Source organism: Nocardia thraciensis, assembly GCF_054782435.1.
In genome coordinates this window covers 40870-66997 of record NZ_BAAGSM010000018.1, presented here as the reverse complement: position 1 = coordinate 66997, position 26128 = coordinate 40870, and the positions used below count along the sequence as shown (strand labels likewise).

At 68.8% G+C, this 26128-nt stretch carries 22 protein-coding genes; 11 read left to right on the top strand and 11 right to left on the bottom strand.

Going from position 1 to position 26128, the window contains the following annotated elements:
• Positions 1 to 4 precede the first annotated feature (4 nt).
• Positions 5 to 2428, top strand: a complete 2424-nt coding sequence (lon, locus tag ACYVLQ_RS09735) for an endopeptidase La (RefSeq protein WP_460697429.1) — start codon at positions 5 to 7, stop codon at positions 2426 to 2428.
• Between the two features lie 61 nt (positions 2429 to 2489).
• On the opposite strand, the gene ACYVLQ_RS09730 is transcribed toward lon, so the two are convergent.
• Positions 2490 to 3764: a glycosyltransferase 87 family protein gene (locus ACYVLQ_RS09730; RefSeq protein ID WP_460697074.1), complete on the bottom strand. Its 1275-nt coding sequence runs from the start codon at positions 3762 to 3764 to the stop codon at positions 2490 to 2492.
• A 260-nt stretch (positions 3765 to 4024) separates the two neighbouring features.
• Here ACYVLQ_RS09730 and ACYVLQ_RS09725 point away from each other — a divergent pair, with 260 nt between their 5' ends.
• The gene (locus ACYVLQ_RS09725; RefSeq protein WP_460697073.1) at positions 4025 to 5092 is read left to right on the top strand and encodes a DNA polymerase IV; all 1068 of its coding nucleotides are present in this window, start codon (positions 4025 to 4027) and stop codon (positions 5090 to 5092) included.
• Between the two features lie 79 nt (positions 5093 to 5171).
• Positions 5172 to 5957 (top strand): enoyl-CoA hydratase/isomerase family protein, encoded by a 786-nt coding sequence (locus ACYVLQ_RS09720; RefSeq protein WP_460697072.1) that lies wholly within the window; start codon positions 5172 to 5174, stop codon positions 5955 to 5957.
• A gap of 2 nt (positions 5958 to 5959) precedes the next feature.
• On the opposite strand, the gene ACYVLQ_RS09715 is transcribed toward ACYVLQ_RS09720, so the two are convergent.
• Entirely contained in the window at positions 5960 to 6274 is a 315-nt protein-coding gene (locus tag ACYVLQ_RS09715; RefSeq protein ID WP_460697071.1) for a DUF4326 domain-containing protein, read from the bottom strand.
• Between the two features lie 154 nt (positions 6275 to 6428).
• Here ACYVLQ_RS09715 and ACYVLQ_RS09710 point away from each other — a divergent pair, with 154 nt between their 5' ends.
• The 4 genes from ACYVLQ_RS09710 to ACYVLQ_RS09695 all read left to right on the top strand — a co-directional run bounded on the left by ACYVLQ_RS09710 (position 6429) and on the right by ACYVLQ_RS09695 (position 11384).
• The gene (locus ACYVLQ_RS09710; protein ID WP_460697070.1) at positions 6429 to 8363 is read left to right on the top strand and encodes a hypothetical protein; all 1935 of its coding nucleotides are present in this window, start codon (positions 6429 to 6431) and stop codon (positions 8361 to 8363) included.
• A 115-nt stretch (positions 8364 to 8478) separates the two neighbouring features.
• A complete protein-coding gene (locus ACYVLQ_RS09705; RefSeq protein WP_460697069.1) occupies positions 8479 to 9474 on the top strand; it encodes an acrylyl-CoA reductase family protein in 996 nt (331 codons plus the stop codon).
• A 42-nt stretch (positions 9475 to 9516) separates the two neighbouring features.
• Positions 9517 to 10089, top strand: a complete 573-nt coding sequence (locus ACYVLQ_RS09700) for a TetR/AcrR family transcriptional regulator (protein WP_460697068.1) — start codon at positions 9517 to 9519, stop codon at positions 10087 to 10089.
• A 104-nt stretch (positions 10090 to 10193) separates the two neighbouring features.
• Positions 10194 to 11384, top strand: a complete 1191-nt coding sequence (locus tag ACYVLQ_RS09695) for a Cmx/CmrA family chloramphenicol efflux MFS transporter (protein WP_460697067.1) — start codon at positions 10194 to 10196, stop codon at positions 11382 to 11384.
• Positions 11385 to 11479: 95 nt separating this feature from the next.
• On the opposite strand, the gene ACYVLQ_RS09690 is transcribed toward ACYVLQ_RS09695, so the two are convergent.
• The 3 genes from ACYVLQ_RS09690 to ACYVLQ_RS09680 form a co-directional block, all read right to left on the bottom strand.
• On the bottom strand, positions 11480 to 12598 hold the full coding sequence (locus ACYVLQ_RS09690) for a serine hydrolase domain-containing protein (RefSeq protein WP_460697066.1): 1119 nt from the start codon (positions 12596 to 12598) through the stop codon (positions 11480 to 11482).
• A gap of 68 nt (positions 12599 to 12666) precedes the next feature.
• Positions 12667 to 13533 carry a helix-turn-helix domain-containing protein gene (locus ACYVLQ_RS09685; RefSeq protein WP_460697065.1) on the bottom strand — a complete coding sequence of 289 codons (867 nt, stop codon included), beginning with the start codon at positions 13531 to 13533 and terminating at the stop codon, positions 12667 to 12669.
• Positions 13534 to 13618: 85 nt separating this feature from the next.
• Positions 13619 to 15502: an ABC transporter ATP-binding protein gene (locus ACYVLQ_RS09680; RefSeq protein WP_460697064.1), complete on the bottom strand. Its 1884-nt coding sequence runs from the start codon at positions 15500 to 15502 to the stop codon at positions 13619 to 13621.
• 458 nt (positions 15503 to 15960) lie between these two features.
• Between ACYVLQ_RS09680 and ACYVLQ_RS09675 the strand changes: the two genes are divergently transcribed.
• From ACYVLQ_RS09675 to ACYVLQ_RS09660, 4 genes are all read left to right on the top strand, one after another.
• Positions 15961 to 17091: an ADP-ribosyltransferase gene (locus ACYVLQ_RS09675; RefSeq protein ID WP_460697063.1), complete on the top strand. Its 1131-nt coding sequence runs from the start codon at positions 15961 to 15963 to the stop codon at positions 17089 to 17091.
• 37 nt (positions 17092 to 17128) lie between these two features.
• Complete coding sequence (locus ACYVLQ_RS09670) at positions 17129 to 17929, top strand: hypothetical protein (protein ID WP_460697062.1); 801 nt, start codon at positions 17129 to 17131, stop codon at positions 17927 to 17929.
• A gap of 69 nt (positions 17930 to 17998) precedes the next feature.
• Positions 17999 to 18901, top strand: coding sequence for an NADP-dependent oxidoreductase (locus tag ACYVLQ_RS09665; protein WP_460697061.1), 903 nt, complete (start codon positions 17999 to 18001; stop codon positions 18899 to 18901).
• 444 nt (positions 18902 to 19345) lie between these two features.
• Complete coding sequence (locus ACYVLQ_RS09660) at positions 19346 to 20272, top strand: DNA-3-methyladenine glycosylase family protein (protein WP_460697060.1); 927 nt, start codon at positions 19346 to 19348, stop codon at positions 20270 to 20272.
• Positions 20273 to 20282: 10 nt separating this feature from the next.
• Here ACYVLQ_RS09660 and ACYVLQ_RS09655 read toward each other — a convergent pair whose 3' ends face one another.
• The 6 genes from ACYVLQ_RS09655 to lppU form a co-directional block, all read right to left on the bottom strand.
• A complete protein-coding gene (locus ACYVLQ_RS09655; protein ID WP_460697059.1) occupies positions 20283 to 21551 on the bottom strand; it encodes an ABC transporter substrate-binding protein in 1269 nt (422 codons plus the stop codon).
• Positions 21548 to 22399 carry a carbohydrate ABC transporter permease gene (locus ACYVLQ_RS09650; RefSeq protein WP_460697058.1) on the bottom strand — a complete coding sequence of 284 codons (852 nt, stop codon included), beginning with the start codon at positions 22397 to 22399 and terminating at the stop codon, positions 21548 to 21550. Before ACYVLQ_RS09650 ends, ACYVLQ_RS09655 begins: the two co-directional genes overlap by 4 nt.
• Entirely contained in the window at positions 22389 to 23255 is an 867-nt protein-coding gene (locus ACYVLQ_RS09645; protein ID WP_460697057.1) for a carbohydrate ABC transporter permease, read from the bottom strand. The genes ACYVLQ_RS09650 and ACYVLQ_RS09645 overlap by 11 nt, the downstream gene beginning before the upstream one ends.
• A gap of 31 nt (positions 23256 to 23286) precedes the next feature.
• Positions 23287 to 24039 carry a 3-oxoacyl-ACP reductase FabG gene (fabG, locus tag ACYVLQ_RS09640; RefSeq protein ID WP_460697056.1) on the bottom strand — a complete coding sequence of 251 codons (753 nt, stop codon included), beginning with the start codon at positions 24037 to 24039 and terminating at the stop codon, positions 23287 to 23289.
• Between the two features lie 47 nt (positions 24040 to 24086).
• On the bottom strand, positions 24087 to 25088 hold the full coding sequence (locus tag ACYVLQ_RS09635; protein WP_460697055.1) for a hypothetical protein: 1002 nt from the start codon (positions 25086 to 25088) through the stop codon (positions 24087 to 24089).
• Positions 25089 to 25247: 159 nt separating this feature from the next.
• A complete protein-coding gene (gene lppU / locus ACYVLQ_RS09630) occupies positions 25248 to 25946 on the bottom strand; it encodes an LppU family putative lipoprotein (protein ID WP_460697054.1) in 699 nt (232 codons plus the stop codon).
• Positions 25947 to 26128 lie beyond the last annotated feature (182 nt).

Below are 26128 nucleotides of genomic sequence, written 5' to 3'. Positions count from 1 at the left end.
ACCGGTGTTGTTCCTGACCGACCCGGTCGTGCTGCCGGGCATGGTCGTCCCGATCGAGCTGGACGAGTCGGCCCAGGCCGCCATCGATGCCGCGCGTGCCGCGAACCTGGAGTCGGTGCTGCTCGCGCCGCGCCTGACCGAGGGTTACGCCGCCTACGGCGTGGTCGCCACCATCGAGCAGGTCGGCCGGATGCGCGGCGGCGCCCCAGCCGCGGTCCTCAAGGCCGAGCGCCGCGCCCGGATCGGGCACGGGGTGACCGGGCCCGGCGCCGCACTGTGGGTCGAGGCCGAGGAGGTCGAGGGCGCGGAGCCGGACGACCGCACCAAGGAGCTTGCCGCCGAATACAAGAAGCTGGTCGTCTCGGTCCTGCAGCGCCGCGAGGCCTGGCAGGTCATCGATGTGGTGAACCGGCTGACCGATCCCTCCGCGCTCGCCGATACCGCGGGCTACGCGCCCTACCTGTCCGACGAGCAGAAGCGCGAACTGCTCGAAACCCCCGATGTCACAACGCGTCTGACCAAGCTGATCGGGTGGACCACCGACTACATCGCGGAGGTCGAGGTCACCGAGAAGATCAGCGAGGACGTGCGCGAGGGTATGGAAAAGTCCCAGCGCGAATTCCTGCTGCGCCAGCAGCTCAACGCGATTCGCAAGGAGTTGGGCGAGGGCGAGCCCGACGGCGCCGACGACTACCGCACCCGGGTCGAGAACGCGGATCTTCCGGAAGGCGTCCGCGACGCGGCGCTGCGCGAGGTCGACCGGCTGGAGCGCGGCAGCGACCAGAGCCCGGAGACGGGCTGGATCCGCACCTGGCTGGACACCGTGCTGGACCTGCCGTGGGGCGTGAAAACCACGGACTCGACCGATATTTCGGCCGCCCGTACGGTGCTGGACGCCGATCACCACGGGCTGGACGAGGTGAAGGACCGCATGGTCGAGTACCTGGCGGTGCGGGCCCGGCGGGCCGCGCGCGGCCTGGAGGTCGTCGGCGGCCGCGGCTCCGGCGCGGTGCTGGTGCTGGCCGGTCCGCCCGGCGTCGGCAAGACCTCGCTGGGTGAGAGCGTGGCACGGGCCCTGGGCCGCAAGTTCGTTCGCGTCGCCCTGGGCGGCGTGCGGGACGAGGCGGAGATCCGCGGGCACCGGCGCACCTACGTCGGCGCGCTCCCCGGCCGCATCGTGCGCGCGGTCAAGGAGGCGGGGTCGATGAATCCCGTTGTCCTGCTGGACGAGATCGACAAGGTCGGCTCGGACTTCCGGGGCGATCCGGCGGCCGCGCTGCTCGAGGTGCTGGATCCCGCGCAGAACCACACCTTCCGCGACCACTATCTGGATCTGGACCTCGACCTGTCGGACGTGCTGTTCATCGCGACCGCGAACGTCGTGGAGACGATTCCCGGCCCGCTGCTGGACCGCCTGGAACTGATCACGGTCGACGGCTACACCGAGGACGACAAGGTGGCCATCGCCCGCGACTTCCTGGTGCCGCGGCAGCTGGAACGCAATGCGCTGACGCCGGAGGAGGTTTCGATCAGCGAGGAGGCGTTGCGCGAGATCGCGGCGAACTACACCCGGGAGGCCGGTGTTCGCCAGATGGAGCGGTTGATCGCAAAAGCCTTGCGCAAGGCGGCAACCCGGCTGTCGGAGGGATCGATCCCCGAATCGGGACCGTCGTCCGGTGACAGTCCGACGCTGGGGTACGACCCGGAACTGGGCTACGACGCCCTGATTCAGACCGAAACCGGTTCCGCGCCCGCACCTTCCGATCCGCTCATCATCGGCCTGGACGACCTGACCGACTATCTGGGCCGCCCCCGGTTCACCCCGGATTCGGTGGAGCGCACCGCCGTTCCCGGCGTGGCCACCGGCCTGGCGGTCACCGGCGCGGGCGGCGATGTCCTCTACATCGAGGCCAATGCCGCCGAGGGCGAGCGCTCGCTGACCCTGACCGGCCAGCTGGGCGACGTCATGAAGGAGTCCGCGCAGATCGCCCTGACCTACGTCCGCTCACACCTGGAAGAGATCGGCATCGAGCCGAAGATGCTGGACCGCAACATCCACATCCACTTCCCGGCGGGCGCGGTGCCCAAGGACGGACCGTCGGCGGGCGTCACCATGGTTACCGCCCTGGTGTCGCTGGCGCTGGACCGGCAGGTGCGCGGGGACGTCGGCATGACCGGCGAGGTCACGCTGAACGGCCGGGTGCTGCCGATCGGCGGCGTGAAGCAGAAGCTGCTCGCCGCGCAGCGGGCGGGCCTGAAGACCGTGTTCATCCCGGCGCGCAACGAGCCGGATCTGGACGAGGTCCCGGCCGAGGTGCTCGCGGCGCTGGATGTCCGGCCCGTGGCCGACGTGGCCGACATCCTGGCCTTCGCGATAGAGCCGATCGCCGAACCGGCCTACGACCGGCCGCTGGCCGCCTCGGCCTGAGCGATCGCGCGACAGGGGCCGTGCGCCGTCCTTCGTGACGGTGCACGGCCCCTTTTGTCACCTATGCGACATCCGACTTCTCTGTGACATCCAGGGTCTTCGCGGTGTCGTCGGCGGCGGGCGGGAGATCACCCTCGGGCGGCGCGACGTCGGCGCGTCGTGTCCGCCGCAGCATTACTCCGGCCCCCGCCAGTACCACGGCGTAGATGAACACGTATGCGTTCATCAACAGCGGGGCGACCGTCCACCACGGCGGCAGCAGGAAGATTCCGACGCTCACATAGGTGTCGCTCCAGTGGTAGGCCCAGGCGCCGATCGCGAGCATCAGCGCCACGGCGGCGGCCCACCAGCCCGGCCGGGATTGGGCCCGGTGCGCGATATAGACCAGCAGCGGCACGAACCACACCCAGTGGTGTCCCCAGGCGAACGGCGAGATCGCGCAGGCGGTCATCCCGGCGAGGGTGACCGCCAGCAGGCGCTCCCCGTGCCGGTACAACCCGGCCGTGAGGGCCAGGCTCACCGCCGTCGTGGCGCCCGCGATGAGGATCCACAGCCACATCGGCGCCGAATGCAGACCGAGCAGATGCGCGATCGCGCCGCGAATGGACTGGTTGGCGGGGTGCGCGTCCTCGCCGATCCGATTGGACTGGAAGAAGGTCGAGCCCCAGTACTGCCGGGAGTCACCGGGCAGCGCCAGCGCGGACAGCAGGATCGTGGCCACGAAGGTGCCCGCCGCGGTGGCGGCCGAACGCCACTGCCGCATCGCGAGGAACTGCACGACGAAATAGAGCGGGACGAGCTTGATGCCCGCCGCCACGCCCACGCCGATCCCGCGCAGCCGGCTGCGGTCCCCGCGCGAGAAGTCCCAGAGCACCAGCGCCATGAGCATGAGGTTGATCTGCCCGTAGTACAGGGTGGTGCGTACGGGCTCGATGAATACGCAGGTGAGCGCCATCAGCGCGCTGGCCGCGGCCAGTTTGCGGTCGATCCGATAGCCCAGCAGCCGCCAGCTCAGCAGCACGCAGCCGAACAGCACACCGAGATTGACCGCCATCCACGTATTGGTGACCCAGCCCCACGGAAACAGCGCGATGGGGATGAACGCGAGCGTCGAGAACGGCGTATAGGTGTACAGCAGGCCGAAGTAGGTCTCCTCGGTGTACAGCGAATGCCCGTGCAGGATCTTCCAGGCACCGTCGCGGTAGATATGCGCGTCGAGGCCGCCATCCAGCATCCCGGCCTTGTCCAGCCAGGGATCGACCGTCGTGAAGATGAACACCACGGCCGCGACGGCGGTGACGGCCAGCACGAACAATGTCGGGCGCAGGTGCGACAACCTGGGTGGATGCGAACCTTTCTCTAGATTTCCGTCATTCACCTGCTATCACTTCGTTCCCCGACCTGTTGCGCACCTGTTGCCGATCTCCAAACCTATCCATTCGGTCGGATGTCTACATGCCCCAAACGTTCCGGTTCAAATCGTGTGATGTGCAACTGATCGGGCACATCCAGTTGCGCGGCCGTCACGGTAGTGGCATCGCGGGTGGTCCGGGACCGAATCACCGCGAACGTCTCGAACCGGGCAGACTGTCAGTCATGCCCCGGTGGCTGCTGCATGTCGATCTCGACCAGTTCCAGGCGGCGGTGGAATTCCGCCGACACCCGGACCTGCGGGGTCGGCCGGTCATCGTGGGCGGGAACGGGGATCCGGCCGAACCGCGCAAGGTGGTGACCTGCGCGTCGTATCCGGCCCGGGCCTTCGGGGTGCGCGCGGGTATGCCGCTGCGCACCGCGGCCCGCAAATGCCCCGAGGGTGTCTTCCTGCCGCTGGACATGACCACCTACGAGGAGGCTTCCGAGGAGGTCATGGATCTGCTGCGCACCTTCCCCGTCCGGGTCGAGGTACTCGGCTGGGACGAGGCGTTCCTCGCCGCCGACACCGACGATCCGGAAAGGCTCGCCGCCGAGATCCGCGCCGCCATCGCCGAACTGGACCTCACCTGCGCGATCGGCATCGGCGACAACAAGCTTCGGGCCAAACTCGCCACGGGGTTCGCCAAGGCGGTGGGCAAGAGCGGTTCCGGCGGCGATGCGGAGTCCACGGGAGCCGGGGTCTTCCGGCTCACCGCCGACAACTGGACCGAGCTGATGGCCCACCGCCCGACCACCGCCCTGTGGGGCGTCGGTGCGCGCATCGCCAAACGGATGGCGGAACTCGGCATCGAGACGATCGCGGACCTGGCCGCCGCCGACCGCGCCGTGCTCGCCGCCGAGTTCGGCCCCAATACCGGCCCGTACCTGCGCGTGCTCGGCCACGGTCGCGGTGACACCGACGTGGTGACCGAGCCGCGAATACCGGTGGGCCGCAGCAAGTCCGAGACCTTTCCCAGCGACCTCACCGACCGCGCCGAGATCGAGACCCAGGTGGCCCGCCTCGCCGCGGAGGTCGCCGAGGAGATGGCCGCGGCGGGCCGAATCACCCAGCGTGTGGGGGTCACGGTGCGCAGCAGTACGTTCTTCACGCGTACCAAACAGCGCAAACTTCCGGCGCCGACCACCGATGTCGACGAGATCGTGCAGGCCGCGCGTGAGGTGCTGGGCCGGTTCGAACTCGATCGGCCGGTCCGGCTGCTGGGCGTTCGTCTCGAGCTGGTGCCGCAGTGAATCCGGCGACCGGAACGGACGTTTCGAACCAGCACGGTGCGGCAAGATCAGATAGCAGGAAATACACGGAAGGCAGCGCATGAGCCAGTACCAGACCCTGCGGTTCGAGCAGAGCGGCAGCATCGCCAGGATCACCCTGAACAAGCCGGACGCGGCCAACGGCATCGATGACCTGCTGGCCCGGGAGCTGGCGCAGGCGGCCAGCCGGTGCGCCGACGATCCGACGCTGAAGGTGGTCACGCTGACCGGCGCGGGCAAGTTCTTCTCCGCGGGCGGCGATCTGAAGGCGATGGCGGCCGAGGAGGCGGGCGCCGGCAGCTACGTCAAACATCTGGCCGAGGACCTGCACGAGGCGATCTCGTCCTTCGCCCGGATGGACGCGCTGCTGATCACCGCGGTCAACGGCATCGCCGCCGGGGCCGGTTTCAGCCTCGCCGTAGTCGGTGACCTGGTGATCGCCGGTGAATCGGCCTCGTTCACGATGGCCTACACCCGCGCCGGGCTGAGCCCGGACGGCGGCGCGTCCTACTACCTGCCCCGCCTGATCGGACTGCGCCGCACCCAGGACCTGATGCTCACCAACCGCGCGCTGTCCGCGGGCGAGGCCCTGGACTGGGGCCTGGCGCACCGGGTCGTGCCCGACGCCGAACTCACCGCCGTCGTCGACGAACTGGCCGAACGCTTCGCCATCGGGCCCAGGCACGCCAATGCGAACGTCAAGAAGCTGCTGCTGGTCAGCTCCAGCCACAATCTGGAGGAGCAGCTCGCCCGCGAGGCGGCGTTCATCTCCGCCTGCGCCGATTCCGCCGACGGGCGCGAGGGCATCGCCGCCTTCCTGGGCAAGCGCACGCCGACCTTCGACTGACCTCAGCGGTCGGCGCGGGAATCCCGGTCCGCGTTGGCCAGATCGAGCAGGACGTCGCCGTGGCACGGGTCGCCCGGGGTGCACCAGCAGGCCAAATCCCGTCCCCGCAGTTCGTGCGGGGCCGTGCGCATCGCGACCGCGTCGGCGTCGTCGCTGCGCACCAGCCACATGCGGAACTGCTCGGTGACGACTTCGCGGGTGGCGCCGGGGTGCGCCCCCGCGCGGAACGGATCGGCCCACCGGCTGGGCTCGGCGACGACCACCGCGCTGCCGTCGCGGCTGCCCAGCTCATGCGTCAACTGCACACGTTTCGGCATCACTCACCTCTCCGGTTGTCGGGGCAGCCGCGCCTGCCGCACCGAAGTGCGCTGGCGTGCACGGCAACTCGGCTGCCGCTGTGGTCCCCGACCCAGATCGGTCACAGTATCTGTGACAGATTGACACAGCAAGTTTTCGATACCGTGGGTGCCCATGAACGCCACCCCTGTCGCCGCTCCGGTGCGCGGGTCTGTCCGGCGGTCGCGCGACGGCGTGCGACTGCCCTCGCCGCTGGTGGTCGCCGCGGGTCTCATCGCGGTGCAGCTGGGGATTCGGGGCTGGGTGGCGGGGAGCGGGTACTTCTACTGGGACGACCTCATTCTGGTGGGGCGGGCCGGTACGTATCCGCTGCTGTCCTCGGATCTGTTGATGTACAACCACGACGGGCACTTCATGCCTTTGGCCTTCGCCGTGGCTTGGCTCGTCACGAAGGTGGCGCCGCTGGTGTGGGGCGGGCCGGTGGTCTCGATGCTGGTGTTGCAACTCGCGGCATCGGTGGCCGTGCTCCGGATGCTCGTCGTGCTGGATCGGAGCGCCGGTGTCCGGCGCACTCGCTGGGTGAGCCTGCTGCCGCTGGTCTTCTATCTGTGCTGCCCGCTGACGCTGCCGTCGTTCGCCTGGTGGGCCGCGGCGCTGAACGCGCTGCCGCTGCAGATCGCCCTGGCGTGGGTGGTCGGCGACGCGGTGCTGCTGGTGCGCACCGGACGCCGCCGCCACGCGGTGTCCGGGAGCGTCGTGCTCGCCGTCGCACTGCTGTTCTTCGAAAAGTCGGTCGTGGTCCCGTTCGTGGCCTTCGCGGTGGCGGCACTGGTCGGTCATATCGACGGGCGCACCGGGGTGCTGCGGGCCGTGGCGCGGCGCGGCGCGGCGCTGTGGGCCGGTTCGGCGGTGGTGTTGATGTGCTGGGCGGCTGTATACCTCACGGTCTTCGACACCTCCGGGGTCCACAGCGACCCGGGTGGTCTCCGGAACCTGCTGCACAGTGCGACCTCGCTGGGCATCGTGCCCGCGCTGCTGGGCGGTCCCTGGGCGTGGGCGCGCTGGCTGCCGTCGACGCCCTGGGCGGTGCCGCCGGGCTGGGCCGTCGCCCTGTCCTGGTTCGCGCTGAGCGCCGCGGCCGTGCTGACCATCCGGACCCGGACCCGGGTGGCGCCCGTGTGGATCCTGGTGGCGGCCTACGTGATCGCCGCCCAGCTACCGGTGGCGCTGATCCGGGGCGGCCCGAACACCGCGGCCGAACTCATGCAGTCTCTGCGGTACCTGGCCGACGTGACGGTGGTGCTGACGGCGGCGGGCGCCCTACTCCTGCGCACGCATCGGCGCGCGACCGTGCCGCGTTCGATTCCCGCACGTGTGCGGTCGATTCTCCAGAACGGACCACGGTCGCGTGCTGCGCGCGATGACAGCGGGCCCGCGGCCGCTCGGGAGGCGCGGGGAACTGGCCGACGAGCACCGCGGGCCGTTGCCGTCACGTTGGCGGCCTGCTTCGTGGTCAGCAGTCTGTGGTCGACCGCCTCCTATACGCGGTCCTGGTCGGTCAGTCCGACGCGGACCTATCTCACGAATGTGGCGCCTGCGCTCGCCGCGGATCGGACTCCGCTGTTGGATCAGGAGGTGCCGTGGGGGGTGCTGACCCCGCTCGCGTATCCGCAGAATCTGGCCCGGCGAGTGTTGTCGCCCGTGGCGCCGGACGCGTTCGCGGATTCGACGCCGCGGCTGCGGATGATCACCGACACCGGCGAGGTCGTCCCGGCGCAGGTGTGGTGGAACCGCGGGATCCGGCCCGGCCCCGAACCGGGTTGCGGATATCGCGTCGCGGGCGAGGCGCCCGTCGAGCTCCCGCTCGACGGCCCGATGCTCGACAGCGGCTGGACCGCCCAGCTCAACTACTTCGCCGACCGTGACGGCCGCATCGTGGTCGGGCTCGAGCACGGGCGTGCCGTCGCCGTCCCCGTGCGGGCGGGCCTGCACACGGCGTTCGTGCGCGTGGTGGGCGGCGGATCGGTGCTGCGAATCGCCTCGCGCACACCGGGTTTGGATCTGTGTGTCGGAGCCGGACCGGTCGGCGTCGCGTCTTACGACCGCTGACGACGGCAACCGATACCGGCCGCGCACACCGGGAACGCCGCCACGGTCCGCTCCTTCGGCCCGGACGGGTTCGGAATCCGCGCTCGGCTCGCGGTCCACACCTATGCTCGGACGCATGCGGTTCTGGGCGATGGTGGCGCACGAGACGGACAGCGGCGTGGTGCTGGCGCGCGAGGAGGTCGGCGACGACTTCCTGGGCGCGGGCACGGTGACGATCAAGGTGCACTTCTCCAGTGCCAATTTCAAGGACGGGCTGGCGATCACGCCGGGTGGCGGGGTGGTGCGCGACTATCCGATCATCCCGGGCATCGATCTGACCGGCGAGGTGGTGAGTTCCGAGGATCCCGAATTCGCGCCCGGCGACCTCGTGGTCGCGCACGGCTACGACATCGGCGTGGCGCACAACGGCGGATTCGCTGAATATGCCCGCGTCCCGGCGGAATGGGTGGTGCGGCTCGACGGCCTGACCACCCGCGAGGCCGCGGCCCTCGGCACCGCCGGTTTCACTGCGGCGATGAGCGTGCAGGCCCTGCTGGAGCGCGGCGTGACCCCCGCGTCCGGCCCGGTGCTGGTGACGGGTGCGACCGGCGGGGTCGGCACCGTGGCCGTGGATATTCTGGCCGGTCTCGGATTCGAGGTGGTCGCCTCGACCGGCAAGACGGATGCGGGCGAGCGGCTGTCCGCACTCGGCGCGAAGTCGGTGATCGGGCGGCTGCCGGAGGACCCGGAGGCCAAGATTCGCCCGCTGGGCAAGGCGCAGTGGGCGGGCGCGGTGGACAGCGTGGGCGGGAAATCCCTTGCCTACGTGCTGAGTTCGATCCGGTACGGCGGCGCGGCCGCGGTCAGCGGCCTGACCGGCGGCACCGCGCTGCCCACCACCGTCATGCCCTTCATCCTGCGCGGCGTCGCGCTGCTGGGGATCGACTCGGCCCACTTCACGATCGACGAGCGCCGGAAGCTGTGGGCGCGCCTGGGTAAAGACTTGAAGCCGCAACACCTATCGGACTACGAGAATTACGCCCCGGTGACCGAGGCCGAACAGGTGCTGTCCGCGATCAGCGCCGGACGCCATTCCGGCCGGACGGTGCTCGGGGTCGCCGGAGAGTTCTGACAGTTTTGGACTGAAGTATCCAAAACGTGTTACGGTCGCCCCATGGCGCGACCCAAGCAGTTCGACGAGGAGCGGGCGGTGGACGCGGCACTGCGCGCCTTCTGGACCGCCGGTTACGAAGGCACCTCCACGCAGGACCTCTGCGCGGCCACGGGCCTGGGCCGTAGCAGCATCTACAACACCTTCACCAGCAAACACGATCTTTTCGAGCGGGCGCTGCGGCTGTACATGGCCGAGAAGAACGCCCGCATGTTCGAACTGCTCGACGGGGAGGGCACGGCCAAGGACAAGATCCGGGCGCTGCTGTGGCTGAGTGTGGACGCGCCCTCGGATGATCCGGTGGGCTGCCTCGTCGTGAACGCGACCGTCGAGCTGGGTCAGCGGGACGCGGCGATCCGCCGGCTGCTACGTGCCGACGAGGACGAGCGACTGGCCGCGCTGACCGCACTGATCCGCGCCGCCCAGCGCGCCGGTGAAATCGACAAGGCCGGGGACGCGAAGGATCTCGCGCATTTCGTGATCGCAACGATCGGCGGCATGCGCGTGGCTGCCCGCGGTGGCGCCACGCGAAAGGCCTTGGAGGGCATCGCGAATGTCGCGCTGACTTGCCTGTGAGGCGCCGCGCGCGGTGACCGATCCGGCGATGTGATCGCCGCGCCGAACGTGCGCCACGTGTGCGCCAATTATGGACTGAACGATCCAAAACAGGAGGGAAATCTATGCCTGCCGCCGTCTACATCCTGGGTCTGGCAATTTTCGCCCAGGGCACCTCGGAGCTGATGCTCTCGGGCCTGCTCACCGAGTTGTCCGGCAGCTTGGGGATTTCGGTGCCCCAAGCCGGTTGGCTGATTTCGGCGTTCGCGATCGGGATGCTGCTGGGCGCGCCGGTGCTGGCCGTCGTGACCGCGCGCTGGTCCCGGCGCACCGCCCTGGTGTCGTTCATCGCGGTGTTCATCGCCGCGCACGTGGTGGCCGCGATGACCTCCGACTATCGCGTACTGCTCGCCACCCGGGTGGTGTCCGCGTTCGTCTACGCCGGGTGCTGGGCGGTGGCCTCCCTGACCGCCGTCGGGCTGGTCCGGGAGAACGAGCGGGGCAAGGCGATGAGCATCGTCGCGGGCGGATTCGCCGTCGCCAATATCGCCGGACTTCCCGCCGGTACCTTCATCGGCCAGCATCTGGGCTGGCGGGCCGCCTTCTGGGCGGTCGCGGTGCTGTCGGCGGTCGCGATGATCTGTGTACTGGCGGTGATCCCGAATGCCCGCTCCGCCGAGGCGCCACGAGTGGGCCGCGAGCTGCGCGGCCTGGCCACCAGGCCGGTCGGGCTGCTCTACGGAACCACGATTCTGGCGACGTCCGCGCAGATGGCGGCCTTCGCGTACCTGGGCGCTCTGGTGACGGAGAAGACGGGACTGTCCGACGGCTGGGTGCCGGTGGTGCTGCTCGTCTATGGAGTCGGTGCGGTCGGGGGCATCATCGTCGGCGGCCGGACCGCCGACGCCTACCCCATGCGGACGCTGGTCGTCGGAGTGTCCGCGCTCACCCTCACCCTGGCCCTGCTGGCCCTTACGGCGCAGTACGCGATTTCCGTTGTGCCGCTGGCCTTCCTGCTGGGCGCGTTCGCTCTCGCCATCAACCCGCTGCTCAACAGCCGGGTCTTCGCGCTGGCGCCGACCGCGCCCACCCTCGGCGCCGCGGGTAACACGGTGGCCTTCAACGTCGGCATCACCGTGGGCCCGTGGGTCGGGGGCCTCGCGATCGGTGCGGGACTGGGTTATCCGTCCGTGGCGTGGATCGGCGCGGCGCTGGGGGTAGCCGCGCTGGGTGTCGTCGCGTGGTCCCGGGTGCTGGAACGCCGGAGCCACGCGGTCGCACCGGTGGCGCCCCGCTTGGCCGAGGTCGATGCCTGAGTTCGAATCGCTAGAACACGAAGGATCGGCCGCCGCGGCACGAAGGCGGAGGCCGCCTACGAGGACAGCTTCGCGCTGGCCTACGGAGCCCGGCACTAGCCGCCCTGTGCCGCCAGCTGGAAGGTCGCTAGCGCCGCATCGATGGGATGGGGCTGCGGCATTCCGGACTCGGAGAGACTGTTCCACCGCTGCAGGTTCACCGCGACCGACAGCTGCCGCTCGCCGTCGGCGCGGGTCATGGAGATCGCTCCGCTTCCCCACGCCGAGCCGTCGTGACCCCACCATGTGCCGTGGCCGGGAATCTCCCACCGGTGCAGCCCGAGACCGTAATTGATGATCTTGCCCTCGAAGGAGACGACGGGGACGGCGCGCTGCATCTCCGTCAGCGCCGAGCGGCTGACGATCTCCCCGGCCAGCAGCAGGCCGAAGAAGCGGTTGAGATCCGCGACGGTCGAGATCAGCGAGGCCGCCGGGCTCACCCAGGACATGTCGTAGACGCTGTAGTCGCGCGGCGGGTCGATCATGCCGAACCATGCCTCGTAGTGCAGCGAATGCGGCCCCTGGATATGCGGACCATCCGGAAGCTCGGTGTCCCGGAGCCCGGCGCGCTCGATGACGTCGCGGGTGACGCACTTCTCCGCCGCGGTGCCGGTCACCTGCTCCAGGAGTTGGCCCATGAGCAGGTAGTTGGTGTTGGAGTACGCCCCCGGCGTCGCGCCCGGATCTCCGACGGCGGGTGCGGCGACGCCCATTCCGATCAGCTCGGCCGGGTGGAATCGCGTAAACCTGTTGTCGTCCAGGCTTTTCGGGGTCGTCTTCGCCACGACGGGAAACCCCGCGAGGGACGGGTAGGCGTACGGGAGGTATTCGGCGAGACCGCTGGTGTGGTTCATCAGCATCCGGACCGTGATGTCGGCGCCGCGCGCGCCGGGGACCAATCGCGGCAGATAGTGGCCGATCGGGGTATCCAGGCCGGTCTCGCCGGTGTCGACCAACTGCAGTACGGCCGCGGCGGTGAACGACTTGGTGATGCTGCCTACCCGGTGCCGCATGTCCGGGGTGACGGCTCGGCCGGTGGCGAGATCGGCGACCCCGGCGGCCCCGCGCCAGATCTCGTCGCCCTCGCGGACTTCGGCGAATGCTCCCGGCATGCCCGCACTGTGGATTGTGGCGAGGGCGGCTTCCAGTGCCGCGGATTCGAGGGGGGTGGTCACGACGGCAGTCCTCTCGTAGGTGTTCGGGCGAGGGTCGGCGTTGCCGACTCCGGCCGAGGTGAACACCACTATCGGCTGACCGGTGCCGCCTGATATTGGAAGAATGTTCCCCAGGCCCGGTAGCGCTCCCGGGCGATCGCGGGCAGGTAGTTCGCCGTCAGCGCGCCCGGCGTGTGGTTCGCGAAGATCGACACATCCCGGCACAGATGTGCCTGATCGGTATACCCGCACGTCGCCGCCACGTCGGCGGCTGGTCGGCCCGCCAGCAGGCCGTCGACCGCATACCGGAACCGGACGAGCATCGCCGCGCGCTTGGGCGTCAGGCCGATCTGCGATTCGAACCTGGCCCACAATCGTTGACGACTCCACGCGAGGGATTCGGCGAGTTCAGCGACCCGCACCTGGCCGCGCGAGGCGAGGACGCGATGCCACCCTGCGATAACCTCCGGGTCGGGCACCCGCATCGGTCTGACCCGCTGTGTCAGAAACGATTTCGTCAGTGCGAAGCGTTCCTCCCAGGTCGTGGCGGCCGCTAGTTGCTCGCGCAGCTGTCGCGCCTGCCGTCCCCACAGCTCTTCCATGCCGACGGCGGCCCGGCCCAACTCGGCCGGGGGAACACCCAGCAGCGAATACGCCTGTATCGGCGAGAGGCGCACCTCGATGCACTCTGCCCGCTGGGTACGGATGCGCATGGCCTCGGCGGGCAGCCCTACCACGAATCCACCGAGTGCCCGGCTGCCGTCCGCATCGTCGACGACCAGTTCGCCGTCCCCGAATTCGATCACCAGGGTGACCGCCGGCACCCCGGCGACGCGCAGATCCAGCCCACCGCCGTCGCGATACCCGATCATCGCGGCACCCGCCGGCGACGCGGCGAACGGACCTGCGAAGTCCCGCTCCACCACGCGCCTGCGGCCGAGGTCGATCGCACTCACTCGTCCAGATTACGCACGCGGGCGGGCCGGTACGGCGAGGCGACCTCCGCATCACCGGACGCCGCCGCGCCGTTGTCGGTGCGCCTCACGCCGCGACGGGCGCGCTGCTGGCGTCGGCGAATTGGGTGCGGTACAGCTCGGCGTAGCGGCCGCCCGCGGCGAGCAGTTGTGCGTGCGTCCCGCGTTCCACGATGCGGCCCTCCTCGAGGACCAGGATCTGGTCGGCGTTGCGGATGGTGGACAGGCGGTGCGCGATGACGAGGGCCGTTCTGCCCTCGAGGGCCTCGGCGAGGGCCTCCTGCACGGCCGCCTCGGAGGTGGAGTCCAGCGAGGCGGTGGCCTCGTCGAGGATCACCACGCGCGGCTGCTTGAGCAGCAGGCGGGCGATGGTCAGGCGCTGGCGCTCACCGCCGGAGAGCCGGTAGCCGCGCTCGCCGACCACCGTGTCCAGGCCATCGGGCATCGAGCCGACCAGATCCAGCAGGCGGGCGCGCCCCAGCGCATCCCACAGCTCGGCCTCGGTCGCCTCGGGGCGGGCCAACAGCAGATTGGCGCGGATGGTGTCGTGGAACAGATGACCGTCCTGCGTGACCAGGCCGACCGTGTCGTGGATGGAGCGTCCGGTCAGCTCGCGCACGTCCACTCCGTTGATCCGCACGGCGCCGGAATCCACATCGTAGAGCCGCGAAACCAGTTGGGCGATGGTCGATTTCCCCGCCCCGGAGGATCCGACGAGCGCGACCATCTGCCCGGGCTCGGCGCGCAGCGAAATCCCGTGCAGCACTTCGTGTCCGCCGCGGGTATCCAGGGTCGCGACATCCTCCAGCGAGGCCAGCGACACCTTGTCGGCCGAGGGGTAGCCGAAGTGCACGGAATCGAACTCCACCGAAACCGGGCCCGCCGGAACGGAAGTCGCGCCCGGGGCATCGTGGATCAGCGGTTTCAGATCCAGCACCTCGAAGACCCGCTCGAAGCTCACCAGCGCCGACATGATGTCGACCCGGGCGCTGGCCAGCGCGGTGAGCGGGGTGTACAGGCGGGTCAGCAGCAGCGACAGCGCCACCACCGAACCGGCGTCCAGCTGCCCGCGCAGCGCGTACCAGCCGCCGAGGCCGTACACCAGCGCCACCGCCAGCGCAGACACCAGTGTCAGCGCGGTCACGAACACCGTCTGCAACATGGCGGTGCGAACCCCGATATCGCGAACCCGGCTCGCCCGCAGCGCGAATTCGGCCGACTCCTGCCGGGGGCGGCCGAACAGCTTCACCAGCGTGGCGCCGGGCGCGGAGAACCGCTCCGTCATCTGGGTGCTCATGGCGGCATTGAGCTGCGCGGCCTCGCGCTGGATCCCGGCCACCCGCACGCCCATGCGCCGCGCGGGAATCATGAACAACGGCAGCATGACCAGCGCCAGCAGCGTGATCTGCCAGGACAGCTGCACCATCACCACCAGGGTGAGCAGCAGCGTCACCACGTTGGTGACCACGCCCGACAGGGTGGTGCTGAACGCGCGCTGCGCGCCGATCACATCGCTGTTCAGCCTGCTCACCAGGGCGCCGGTGCGGGTGCGGGTGAAGAAGGCGATCGGCAGCCGCTGCACGTGGTCGAACACGGCCGTGCGCAGGTCCAGGATCAGGCCCTCACCGATGCGCGAGGACAGCCACCTGACCACCACGCCGAGCCCGGCGTCGGCCACCGCGACCGCGCCGATCACCAGCGCCAGCAGCACCACCGAGTTCGGCGCGGCGTGCCCGACGATATTGTTGACCACGCGCCCGGCCAGCACCGGATTCGCCACCGCCAGCACCGCCGAGACGATGCTGAACGCCAGGAATCCGATCAGCGCCCGACGATGCGGCCGCGCGAACCGCAGGATGCGCAGAGCCGTGGCGCGGCTGAGCGCGCGCCGTTCCTGTGGCGCGTGCGCCTGCCGGTAGAGCTGACTCCACGCCTCCGACTCGATACTCATCTGTTCGCTCCTTCGTCGTCGGGCTATTGAACCCGAGGGCACCGACACTAGGACCTCAACAATGGTTGAGGGCAAGCCATCCCTCGCCGGGCCTCGATTCGCCCAGGGCGAAACTCGATCGGCGCACTCGAAGTCCGGTTTCGATATCGGCCGATGTACCTATTACCTACCGATGACCGCACGGTACTCGAGCGACAAACTGTCTTCCGGCTCATATCAGCGCCGGGTATGCGATTCGAACGCAATGGCGGACGGTGCAGTCCGCACCGAATGCAGCGGAACCATATATCCCCGAAAGGTGACAGGAAATACCGCATGTGGCAGGGCTGCCAAGACGCTCGACATCCGGTTGACCGCGCTCGCGGCGGAGTGCGGGTATCGGCGCGAGTGCCAGTGACTGAATGAGGGGCGTACCCGGGTTGCAGCAGTGGCAGCTGTTGCAGCGGGTGCGGGACGACATGGTCGAACTGATCAGCCGCCGGGCCGGTCCGCATTTGCACGTCAAGTTGGGCGAGGTGGCCGAGGAGGTCCGCTCGGCACGCAGAATACTGGGTGATGCGGACGAGGACGGCTCCCGACAGGTCCAGCGCATCGGAAGCGAGGGGAATCTCTACCGCCCCGGGGAATTGTCGCTCGGACAGTTCCGTGGCCGTAGTCTTCCGCCTGAAGTCCAGATCCGTGGGGGGTACCTGCATTTCGAAACAAATGCGGCAGCGGAACGGTATGGTGAAGAAGTTCTCGGCCCGATCCGGGACAGTTTACCGCCCGAACAACTCCATGCGGTGAGAAAATACACCGAATGGGGGTACCCCTTCAAATTCCTGCGGGATGCAGACCCTCCGACGGCCCGGGTCGAACAACAGATCGAACAATGGTCGAAAGCGCAGTTGGTTTACAAGCACCTGGCTCCGCTCACCGGTGAAAGACCCGTCCCGACCCCTGCTTTGCTGCACTCGCTGAGCATCAGGAGCGGCCTCACCGACCAGCAGAGGAGAATCATAACAGAAATATTGAATAGCCCCGAACCGCAGGGAAAAATAGATGAAACATGGATCGACGCCTTCGGCTTCAGGCGAGCCGAAAAATTCTTCGAAGGCGACCTCACTCCTGAGGCTGTGCTCCGAGATGCAAAATTGATCGAACGTGCTGTGGATCGCCCTCTACCCGATCCCGTCCATGCAACTCGCGAATTGCAAGACATCGATTTCCTTGTCGACGCGGACGGAAACAGAATAGGCTCCCGCCCCATCACTCCGGAACTGATGGAGTCGTTGCGTGGAGTCGTTCAGACCGAAAGCCGTTTCATCTCGACGAGTCTGGGTGCGAATCGGGCAAGTATCGATATGGATGCATCCAAATTTGCGAACAAGGAATTAGCAGAGATCGAAGGCATTGGAAAGGAGGAGAAAAAGTACCAATTGGATTTGGATATACCGGCGGGTAGTCATGGTCTTTGGATCGGGACATGGAGCGTCTATCCGGATCAGCGGGAGCTGATCTTGGCGTCCGAAACGCGATACCTGGTACACGAGGCGCTGCCCAATTATCTAGGAGGGTATAACATTGTAGGGGAAGTGCTTCCACGATAGGAGGGTCGTCCTGGAAATCTGAAAACAGAGGTTTGTCATGAGCGTAGCAGGACCTGGTGATGATGAGTATCCGGTAATCGAGCGATATGAGAGGTGGACCAGAAAGCCGTTGATCTACCTGCCGGTGTCGTCGCGGGGCGATCTTATCGGCTATTTGTGGGGTTCGAGACGTTATATTTCTGCGGGATTTATGCGACGCTTCCCGACCCCCGGGCCGAATTTCGGATCCCTATTCTTCTGGGATGAACGTCTCGGGCGCTGCTACCGGGAGGGACTTACACCGCCGGAAGCGGTCAGGCGGTGGATCGGCGCCCCCGAGGATCCCATCGGGGGCGGGATCTCGGATACTCGCGAACGAGAAGCGCCGAATCTGCATGCGCTGTGGAACCAGCTCAACCCTACCGGCCCGCCGCTCGGACCGGGGCCGGACATCCAGGACGGCATGTTCGAAGACGGCACACCCCTGGACCGCTCCGAGGACTGGGGTCCACTGGTCGGCGCACCCCCACCACCGACCTACCGCACCGAAACCGACACGGCCGTCCGATATCTGCTGGTCACGAAGGACGGCGAACCGATCGGCTACATATGGTCTTCGGTTTCCGGCGACGCCGCCGGATACCTGCCCCACGCCGCCGCAGGGCACTCCGGAACGATTGCTGCGGGACTGTGGAAAACGAGACTGAGCGACGCCTGTGTCCGAGGAGAATCACCACTCGCCGCCCTACGAAGTTGTCGAACATTCCCCGCACACCGCCTGGCGGGCGGTATCGCGGAAAACGCGATCGAGCACGAAATCGCGAGTCTCGCCGAACTTGGAAACATCGCTCGGCAATGAGGGGTAGTCGGCCAGCGGTTCGACCCGCGGAACCGGCGATGCGTCGCGCGGCGGACGTATGGTCGAACCATGAAGGCGATCCAGTACGAACGTGTCGGCGGGCCCGAGGTGTTGGAGCTGGTCGAGGTGCCGGTCCCCGAGCCGATCGGCGAACAGGTCCGGGTGGCGGTGCTGGCGGCCGGGGTGAACCCGGCCGACTGGAAGTTCCGCGAGGGGCTGATGCCCGGCGCGCCGGACTTTCCGCGCCGCCCCGGATTCGAGATCGCAGGATTCGTCGAGGCCGCCGGGCCCGAGGCCGCGTGGCGCGTCGGCGACGAGGTGATCGGCTGGTCGCAGACCGGCGGCTATGCGGAGTACGCACTGGCCATCCAGCTGGCGGCGAAACCGGCGGGTCTGCCCTACCCCGACGCGGTGGCCGTACCCGTCGCGGCGAACACCGCCGACGGCGCGCTCCGCGCGCTCGAGCTGAAGCCCGGGGAGACACTGGTGGTGAACGGCGCGTCCGGTGCGGTCGGCGCGATGGCCGTGCAGCTGGCCCGCGAGGCGGGTGCCGAGGTGATCGGCACGGCGTCGGCCGCGAACCAGGAGGTGGTCCGCGCCCTCGGTGCGACGCCGACCGTCTACGGCGACGGCGTCGCCGACCGTATCCGGTCGCTCGCACCGAACGGCGTCGATGCGGTATTCGACTGCGCGGGCCACGGATTCCTCGACGCCGCCATCGAATTGCGTGGCGGTACGGAACGCGTCGTCACCATCGCCGACGGGGATGCGGCGGCGAAGGGTGTCGCCTTCTACTCCCGCACGGGCGGCGCCGCACTGGATGTGGTCGAGCGGGTGGCGCGGCTGGTGGCGACCGGTGCGTTCCGCCTGCCCGGCCGGGCCCGCACGTACCCGCTGGCCGAGGCCGCCGCCGCGCAGCGCGAGAGCGAAACCGGCCATGGGCTCGGCAAGATCGTGCTCACCATCGGTTGATCGGGAATCCCCTACCAGCGGAAGCGCCTTCGGGCCGCGCACGAGCAGCCCGGCCTTTCACGGCACCTCGTCGAGCGATTCTGCTGGTCCGGTGAGGTTGCGGGTTGGTGGCTCAGCTACCGAACGGCAGGGTTCCCGGCGGGATCTGGTAGCCGGAGCTACCGGCGAAGACCGAACCCCAGGCGCCGAGCAGCCAGTTCAGAACGTTGGTGAGCATGGAAACCTCCGTGGGCGTATGCAAGCCCTTTGCCGACATGACCAGTCGGTAGCTGTAAAAGTCGAAACTGAAATCGCCGGTATCGATTCGTTCGTTACAAGCTACTGGTCGTGGCGCCGGAGGTGTTCCCAGTCGTGGACCTCACGAAACATGGTGTGGCGCACGTCACTTCTGAATCACACGGGCCGGTGTCCGGCCCTAGTGCCGGCGGGGAGCACAATGTCCCGGTGGTTTCGAAGATCGACGGCGCGGCGCGCACGGTGACGGCCGACCGTCCGATCGATCTCGCGCACACCGTCGCGCCGCTGCGGCGCGGCGCCGGGGATCCCTGCCACCGCACGACCTCCGACGGGGCGCACTGGCACGCGTCGCGGATGCCGTCCGGGCCGGTCACCTATCGGCTCGTCCAGGGCGGGCCGTGCGCGGTGGCGGCGCGGGCGTGGGGGCCCGGCGCCGCGGAATTCCTGGAACGGCTGCCCGCCGTGCTGTGCCTCGACGAGGACGTGGCCGGATTCGCGCCGGAGCATCCGAAGATCGCCGAGGCGCACCGCCGCCACCCCGGGCTGCGGATGCTGCGCACCGGCCTGGTGTTCGAGACGCTGGTGCCGACGATCCTGGAGCAGCGGGTGCACACCATCTCGGCCCGAGCCTCGTGGCGAAAGCTGGTGTGGCAGTTCGGTGAACCCGCCCCGGGCCCGGTGCCCGCGCCGATGCGGCTGGCGCCCGACGCCGAGACCTGGCGCTACATCCCGTCGTGGACCTATCACCGCGCCAATGTCGATCCCCAGCGCGCCAAGACCATCGTGCTGGCCGCGCGCATGGCCGACAAGCTCGAACAGGCGGCCGCCATGGACCGCGCGGCGGCCGCGCGCCGGCTGTGCACGGTGCCCGGTATCGGCGTGTGGACCGCCGCCGAGGTGGCCCAACGCGCGTTCGGCGACCCGGACGCGCTATCGGTCGGCGACTACAACCTGTCCGACATCCTCGGCTGGACCCTCCTCGGCCGCCCCATCGACGACGACACCATGATCGAATACCTGGAACCCCTGCGCCCGCACCGCTACCGCGCCGTCCGCCTCCTCGAAATCTCCGGCCAGGCCCGCAAACCCAAATTCGGTCCGCGCACGCCACTGGTCGACATCACGCGCATCTGAAGACTGCTCGTCACTGCCGGGCTGCCCGGCCCCCGGCGGCGCAGGCTCGAGAGAGGGCCTGCGGCACGGGGATTCGGCCGAGGAACATCTCACCGAGAATCGGCTCGATGGCGTCCAGGGCGGCGGCGAAGCCGGGACCACCGCCGGAGGAGATGCGCGGACCCGACAGGACGTCGAAGAACGGGGATACGTCGATTCCCTTGGCCGCCCAGTGATCTCGGTACAGCGGCTGATTCGCGACAACGGCGGGGATGGTGGCGCCGTCCTGCGCGAGATACCGATTGCCCTCGGCGCCGCCCAGCCAGGCCAGCACCCGGCGCACCGCCTCGGGATGCGGGCTGTCGGCATTGCCCGCGACACCGATCGCGTTGTTGGTGCTCACCCGCCCCGCGGGGCCCTGCGGCACCATCGCGATGCCCCAGCCGAAGCGCGCCTGCTCGGCGATCTGTGCGAGGTTGTAGGTCCCGGACTGGAACAGTGCCAACTTGCCTTGGAGGAAGGCAGTTTTCGCGAAGTCGCTGTTGGTGCTGGTATCGGCGGCCGAGGGGGAGAGCCGATCGGCGACGAGCCGCACCAGGTAGTCGAATGCCTCGACGCCCCGCGGACTGTCGAAGACGAAGCGGCCGTCGCGCTGGAACTGGCCGCCCGCGGAACCCAGATACGGCAGTTCGATGGACTGCAGATCGTTGGCCGCGTTGTACGCCCACGGTGCGACGGCCGAAAGACGTTGCAGCAGTGGCCGGAACGTATCGCCCCCGCCGGGGCTCCACCGGACGGCAGCCAGTTCCGCGGAATCGACCCCGGCCGCCGCCAGCAGGTCGCGGTTGAAATACACCGCGGTGCCGCCGTCGACGAATTGCGGTACGGCCCAGAGCGTTCCGTTGCGGGTGTACTGGGTGACGGCGGATGGATCCCACTCCCGCGCGGCCTCCGGGCCCAGTGCCTCGCCGATATCGACCAACCGCCCCGCATCGGCGTAGTCCTCGTAGAGGTTGGTCCAGAACAGGTCGTCGCCCGTCCCGCCCGCCACATCCAGTCGCAGCTTCTGCTGATAGGAGGCCCACGGCACCACCGTGATCCGGACCTCGAGATCCGGATTCGCCCGCTGGAAGGCATCCAGCGACGCGCGGTACGCGGGAACGAACAGTTCGTCCCAGATGCGCAGCTTCACCACCGTGCGCCCCGAACCGTCGCCGGAATCGCCGAGCCACAGCGCCGCCGCGATCAGCAGTACCGCGCTGAGCGCGACACCCAGGATCGCCCGCGTCGACGTCCTCATCGCCGCCCCGTCCACGCGATCGAGCGCGCGACCTGTCGCTGGAACACCAGGAACAGCACCACCAGCGGCACGATGGCCAGCGTCGTCGCCGCCATGACCAGCGTCCACTGCGTGTTGTACTGCGTCTGCAGGTCGGCCGTCGCCACGGTCAGTACCTGCCAGGTGCGGCCGCTGCTCGCGACCAGCGGCCACATGAAGCTGTTCCACTGCGTGACGATCGTGATCAGGGACAACGTGGCCAGGATCGGTCGGCTCATCGGCGCCACCACGTGCACCAGGATGTCGGCCGTGTCGGCGCCGTCGAGGCGGGCGGCCCCGATCAGCTCCTCCGGAATCGTGCGAAAGTACTGGCGCAGCAGGAAGATCGCGTACGGCGAGCCGAATACGAACGGCAGCACCAGCGCCCAGAACGTGTTGAGCAGGTCCAGCTTCGCGAACATCAGGTACAGGGGAATCAGGGTCACCATGGACGGCACCATCATCGTGCCCAGATATACCCAGAACAGCAGATCGCGTCCCGGAAACTCGGTGCGCGCGAACGCGTATGCCGCCAGAATCGAGGTGACGAGCTGCCCTCCGGTGATGAAGACGGTCATCAGCGCCGTCACCACCGCGGCCCGTCCCATGCCGCCCTGGTCCAGCACGGCGTGAAAGTTGGCTCCTGTCAACGGATTCGGCAGAGCGAGTGGAGACCGGCCCGCGAACTGCGCCGGGGTCTTCACCGCCGTCATCGCGCTGAGCACCAGGGGAGCCACCGTCAGCAGCGCCCCCGCGCTCAGCACCAGATAGACGCCGCCCGCGCGAAGTGTGCTGCGCGAACCGCGTCGCGGCAAAATCTCAGTACTCATAGGTGGTCTTGCCCCTGAAGTACCGGTGCTGCACCACCGTGACGGCGAACATGACGGCGAAAACCACGATCGCCATCACCGCGGCTCGGCCGGGCCGCGCGGCGTCGAAGGCCTCGGCGAACATGCGCATCGCCACCACATCCGTGCGATCGCCCGGTCCGCCCTTGGTGAGGGCGTACACCGTGTCGAAGGTCTGGAACGCGGTCAGCGCGCCGGTGACCAGGACGAAGAACATGGTGGGCCGCAGCAGCGGCAGCATCAGCCATCGGATCCGCCGCCAGCCCGTCGCGCCGTCCAATTCCCCGGCATCGAGGATCTCGCGCGGTATCGCGCGGATCCCCGCCACGAAGAACAGCGCCACATATCCGAAGTTCGCCCAGATGCTCACCGCCGCAACCGAAGGCAGCGCCAACGCCGGATCCGACAGCCATTCGATCCGCCGCCCCAGCACCGCGTTCAGGGCGCCGTCGGTCGGTGCGAACATCCACTGCCACACCACGCCGACCGCGACCGGCGCGCACATCCAGGGCAGCGCGAAGACCACCCGCAGCGCCGATCCGCCCCGCCGCCGGGCCAGCGGCGCCGCCACCGCGAAACCCAGCACGGTCTGTACCGGCACCACGATCGCCGTCAACGCCAGCGTCACCAGCAGCGAATGCCCGAAATTACGGTCGCCCAGCACCGACCGCCAGTTCTCGAACCCCACGAAACGCATGGGCCCCAGCAGATTCCAGCTGTGCAGGCTCAACCACGCCACCACCACGATCGGCAACAGCAGAAAGCAGCCGACCCCGACCAGACTCGGCGCCAGCAGCACATAACTCGTCACGGCACGACGAACCGCCCGTCGGTTCATGATCACCGACGCTACCGGCGCGGGCGGCGCCTCAGTCCTTGGGCCCGCCCGCGACGTAGACCACCTGACCGGAGACGAATCCCGCGCCCTCGCTCACCAGGAACGAGGCGGTGTGGGCGATATCCTCGGGGCGGCCGACCCGCTGCACCGGGATCTGCGCGGCGGCGGCCTGCTGGAAGTCGTCGAAGTCCACGCCGACGCGGGCCGCCGTCGCCGCGGTCATATCGGTGACGATGAATCCCGGGGCGATGGCATTGGCGGTGATGCCGAACTTGCCCAGCTCGAAGGCCAGCGTCTTGGTGAAGCCCTGCATGCCCGCCTTGGCGGCGGAATAGTTGGCCTGGCCGCGATTGCCGAGCGCCGACGTGCTGGACATGTTCACGATACGACCCCACTTGGCGTCGACCATATGCTTCTGCACCGCGCGCGTGAGCAGGAAAGCGCCGCGCAGATGCACGTTCAGCACCGCGTCCCAATCGTCGACGCTCATCTTGAACAGCAGGTTGTCGCGCAGAATGCCCGCGTTGTTGACCACCACGGTCGGTGGGCCGAGCTCGCTCTCCAATCGCTCGACCGCCGCCGCCACCGACGCCTCGTCGGAGACGTCCGCACCGAGCGCCACCGCCTGGCCACCGGCGTCGTTGATCGCCTGCACGGTGTCGGCGCAGCTCGCGGCGTCCAGATCCAGCACGCCGACCCGCAGGCCGTCCGCCGCCAGCCGCTTGGCGATCGCCGCGCCGATGCCGCGCGCGGCGCCGGAAACTACCGCAACTCGTTCGGCCATGGAGTTCCTCCGTCCTCGATTCGGGAGTTATCCGGACACTACGCGGATCATTCCACCCACAGCGACCAGGTGCCGCCACGTCCCTGCCCCTCGCAGACCAGCGCGTGCCCGTCGGTCGTGCGGGCCGTGGTGTCGGTTCCCGGAATGCACTTCGAGCCGCCCTCATGGACGGCCGTCGATACGGTGTTCGGGCCCGCCCAGCGGTACCCGCCGGTGCCGCGCAGACACAGCAGGGTGCTGCCGTCGGCGGCGGCGCCGATCAGTCCGGCCTGGGTCTGGCTGCACGGCTCGCCCTTGACGACGGCGGGCGGACCCGCGGCGGCCGGGGGCGCGGCCGACGCGGTGGGAACGGGCGGCGGAGGTGTCGCGGCGACGGTCACGACGGTGGTGGCGGCCGTCGGCGTCGGATCGCTGCCGAATGCCGTGCGCGGCAACGTCACTCCGGACAGCACGACGACACCGGCGAGGACGACCACCTCGAGCATCCCGATCAGCAGCGCGAACATCGCCATGGCCCGCCCGCGGGGATGGCCGAAGGAGATGAGGCCGAATACGAGTGCCACCGGGAACAATCCGATCAGTGCCGCGATCAGCGCGATGATGGCATACGGGTTGACGATCGGCGGGACCTCCACGCGCAACCGCCCCGTGCGCCGACGGCTCTGGGTGCTCTCCCAGCGCTCCTCGTCGGCCTCGACCGGTTCCGCGCGCCGCCTGCCCCGCTCGGCTTCCCAGTAGTCGTCCTCGGGTTCCGCGGTCTGGGCGCGTCTTCGGTTCCGCGCGGCCTCCCACCGGTCCTGATCCGGATCGGCCGCTGGCGTGTAGCGATCCTCGGATGCGCCCTGCCAGTGCTCCTCCGGCGGCGGCATCGGAGGCCGCCGGGCCGGGCCGCTCGCCCAGCGTTCCTCGTCGGGTCCCGCCGCGGGCGCGTACCGGCCGTCGGGCGGCGGTGGCGGCGGCGCCCAGCCCTCGTCGGATTCGGCGACCGGCCACCGTTGATCGTCCGGCGCCTCCGGGCGCCCGGGCTTCGCGGGTAGCCTGCGGACCATACCGAGTTCCTCTCACCTCACTCGTGCAGGAACCTCGATCGATGGACCCGCCCCGATACCGAGAAAGGATAGGGGCCCCCACAGCCCCCGCAACCTGTGCAGCTCAGAGGGCACAACTCTGATCTTGATCGGAAGAGGAGCGACCCGATCGCACGCGTGTCACAGCGACGCCACGCACACCACGAATCTGCGCTGGTTGTAGACGAATCCGCGATCACCGGACGAGCACTCGTTCACATTGGTGGTGCCCTGCTTGATCTCCGTGACGCGCACCCCTTTGCTGGGCGGCCTGGTGCAGTCGGCAGGTTTCGGGGCGTCGCTCGCCATATCCATGCAGTTGCCGACCACCCAGTTGATATCCAGGCACAGTGGGCCCTGTTCCGGAGCCTGGCCCGGTTCCGGATGCGCGGGCGGCGGCATCGAGAACGAGCGATCCGCGTCGCCCGGGCAGCGGCCGTTCGGAGGCGCCTTGCTGGTGACCTTGTAGCCCGAGCCGCCGGGCGAACAGGTGGCCTTGGTGGGGGCCGCGCCGCCGAATTCCACGCAGTCGCCGACGTTCAGTTCGATCGCGGCGGGATCCTTGCGCTCGGCGGCGTCCTTGTTCACGGCGGTCGCGGCGGTGGGCTCGGGGCCGGATTCGCTCGGCGGGGCGGCGATCTCCACCGGCGGCGCCGCCGATGCCGAAACCGGTGCGGCGGTTGTCGTCGCGACCTGCGCGGCGCGCGGCCGCACGGGGGTCGAATCGTCGTCGTCGCTCATCAGCGAGAGCGCGGCGGCGGCCAGGCACGCGGTCGACAGCGCGGCGGCGATGACGAAGCCCGTCAGGGTGACTCCGGCATGGAGACGTCGTCTGCCCACGAAACCAAACCTCCTGGATGCAGCTCCCACCGACTACGAGACCCGAAGCGTCGGAGCGCAATTGCGTCGACGTAGTGCATACACGATGTGGGCGTTACGCGCGACTCGAGCAAGCAGGCATGGTCACGATTCTGCAACGAACGCTTTGTGCATCTCGCCAACCATGCGGTCTGCCAACGAGA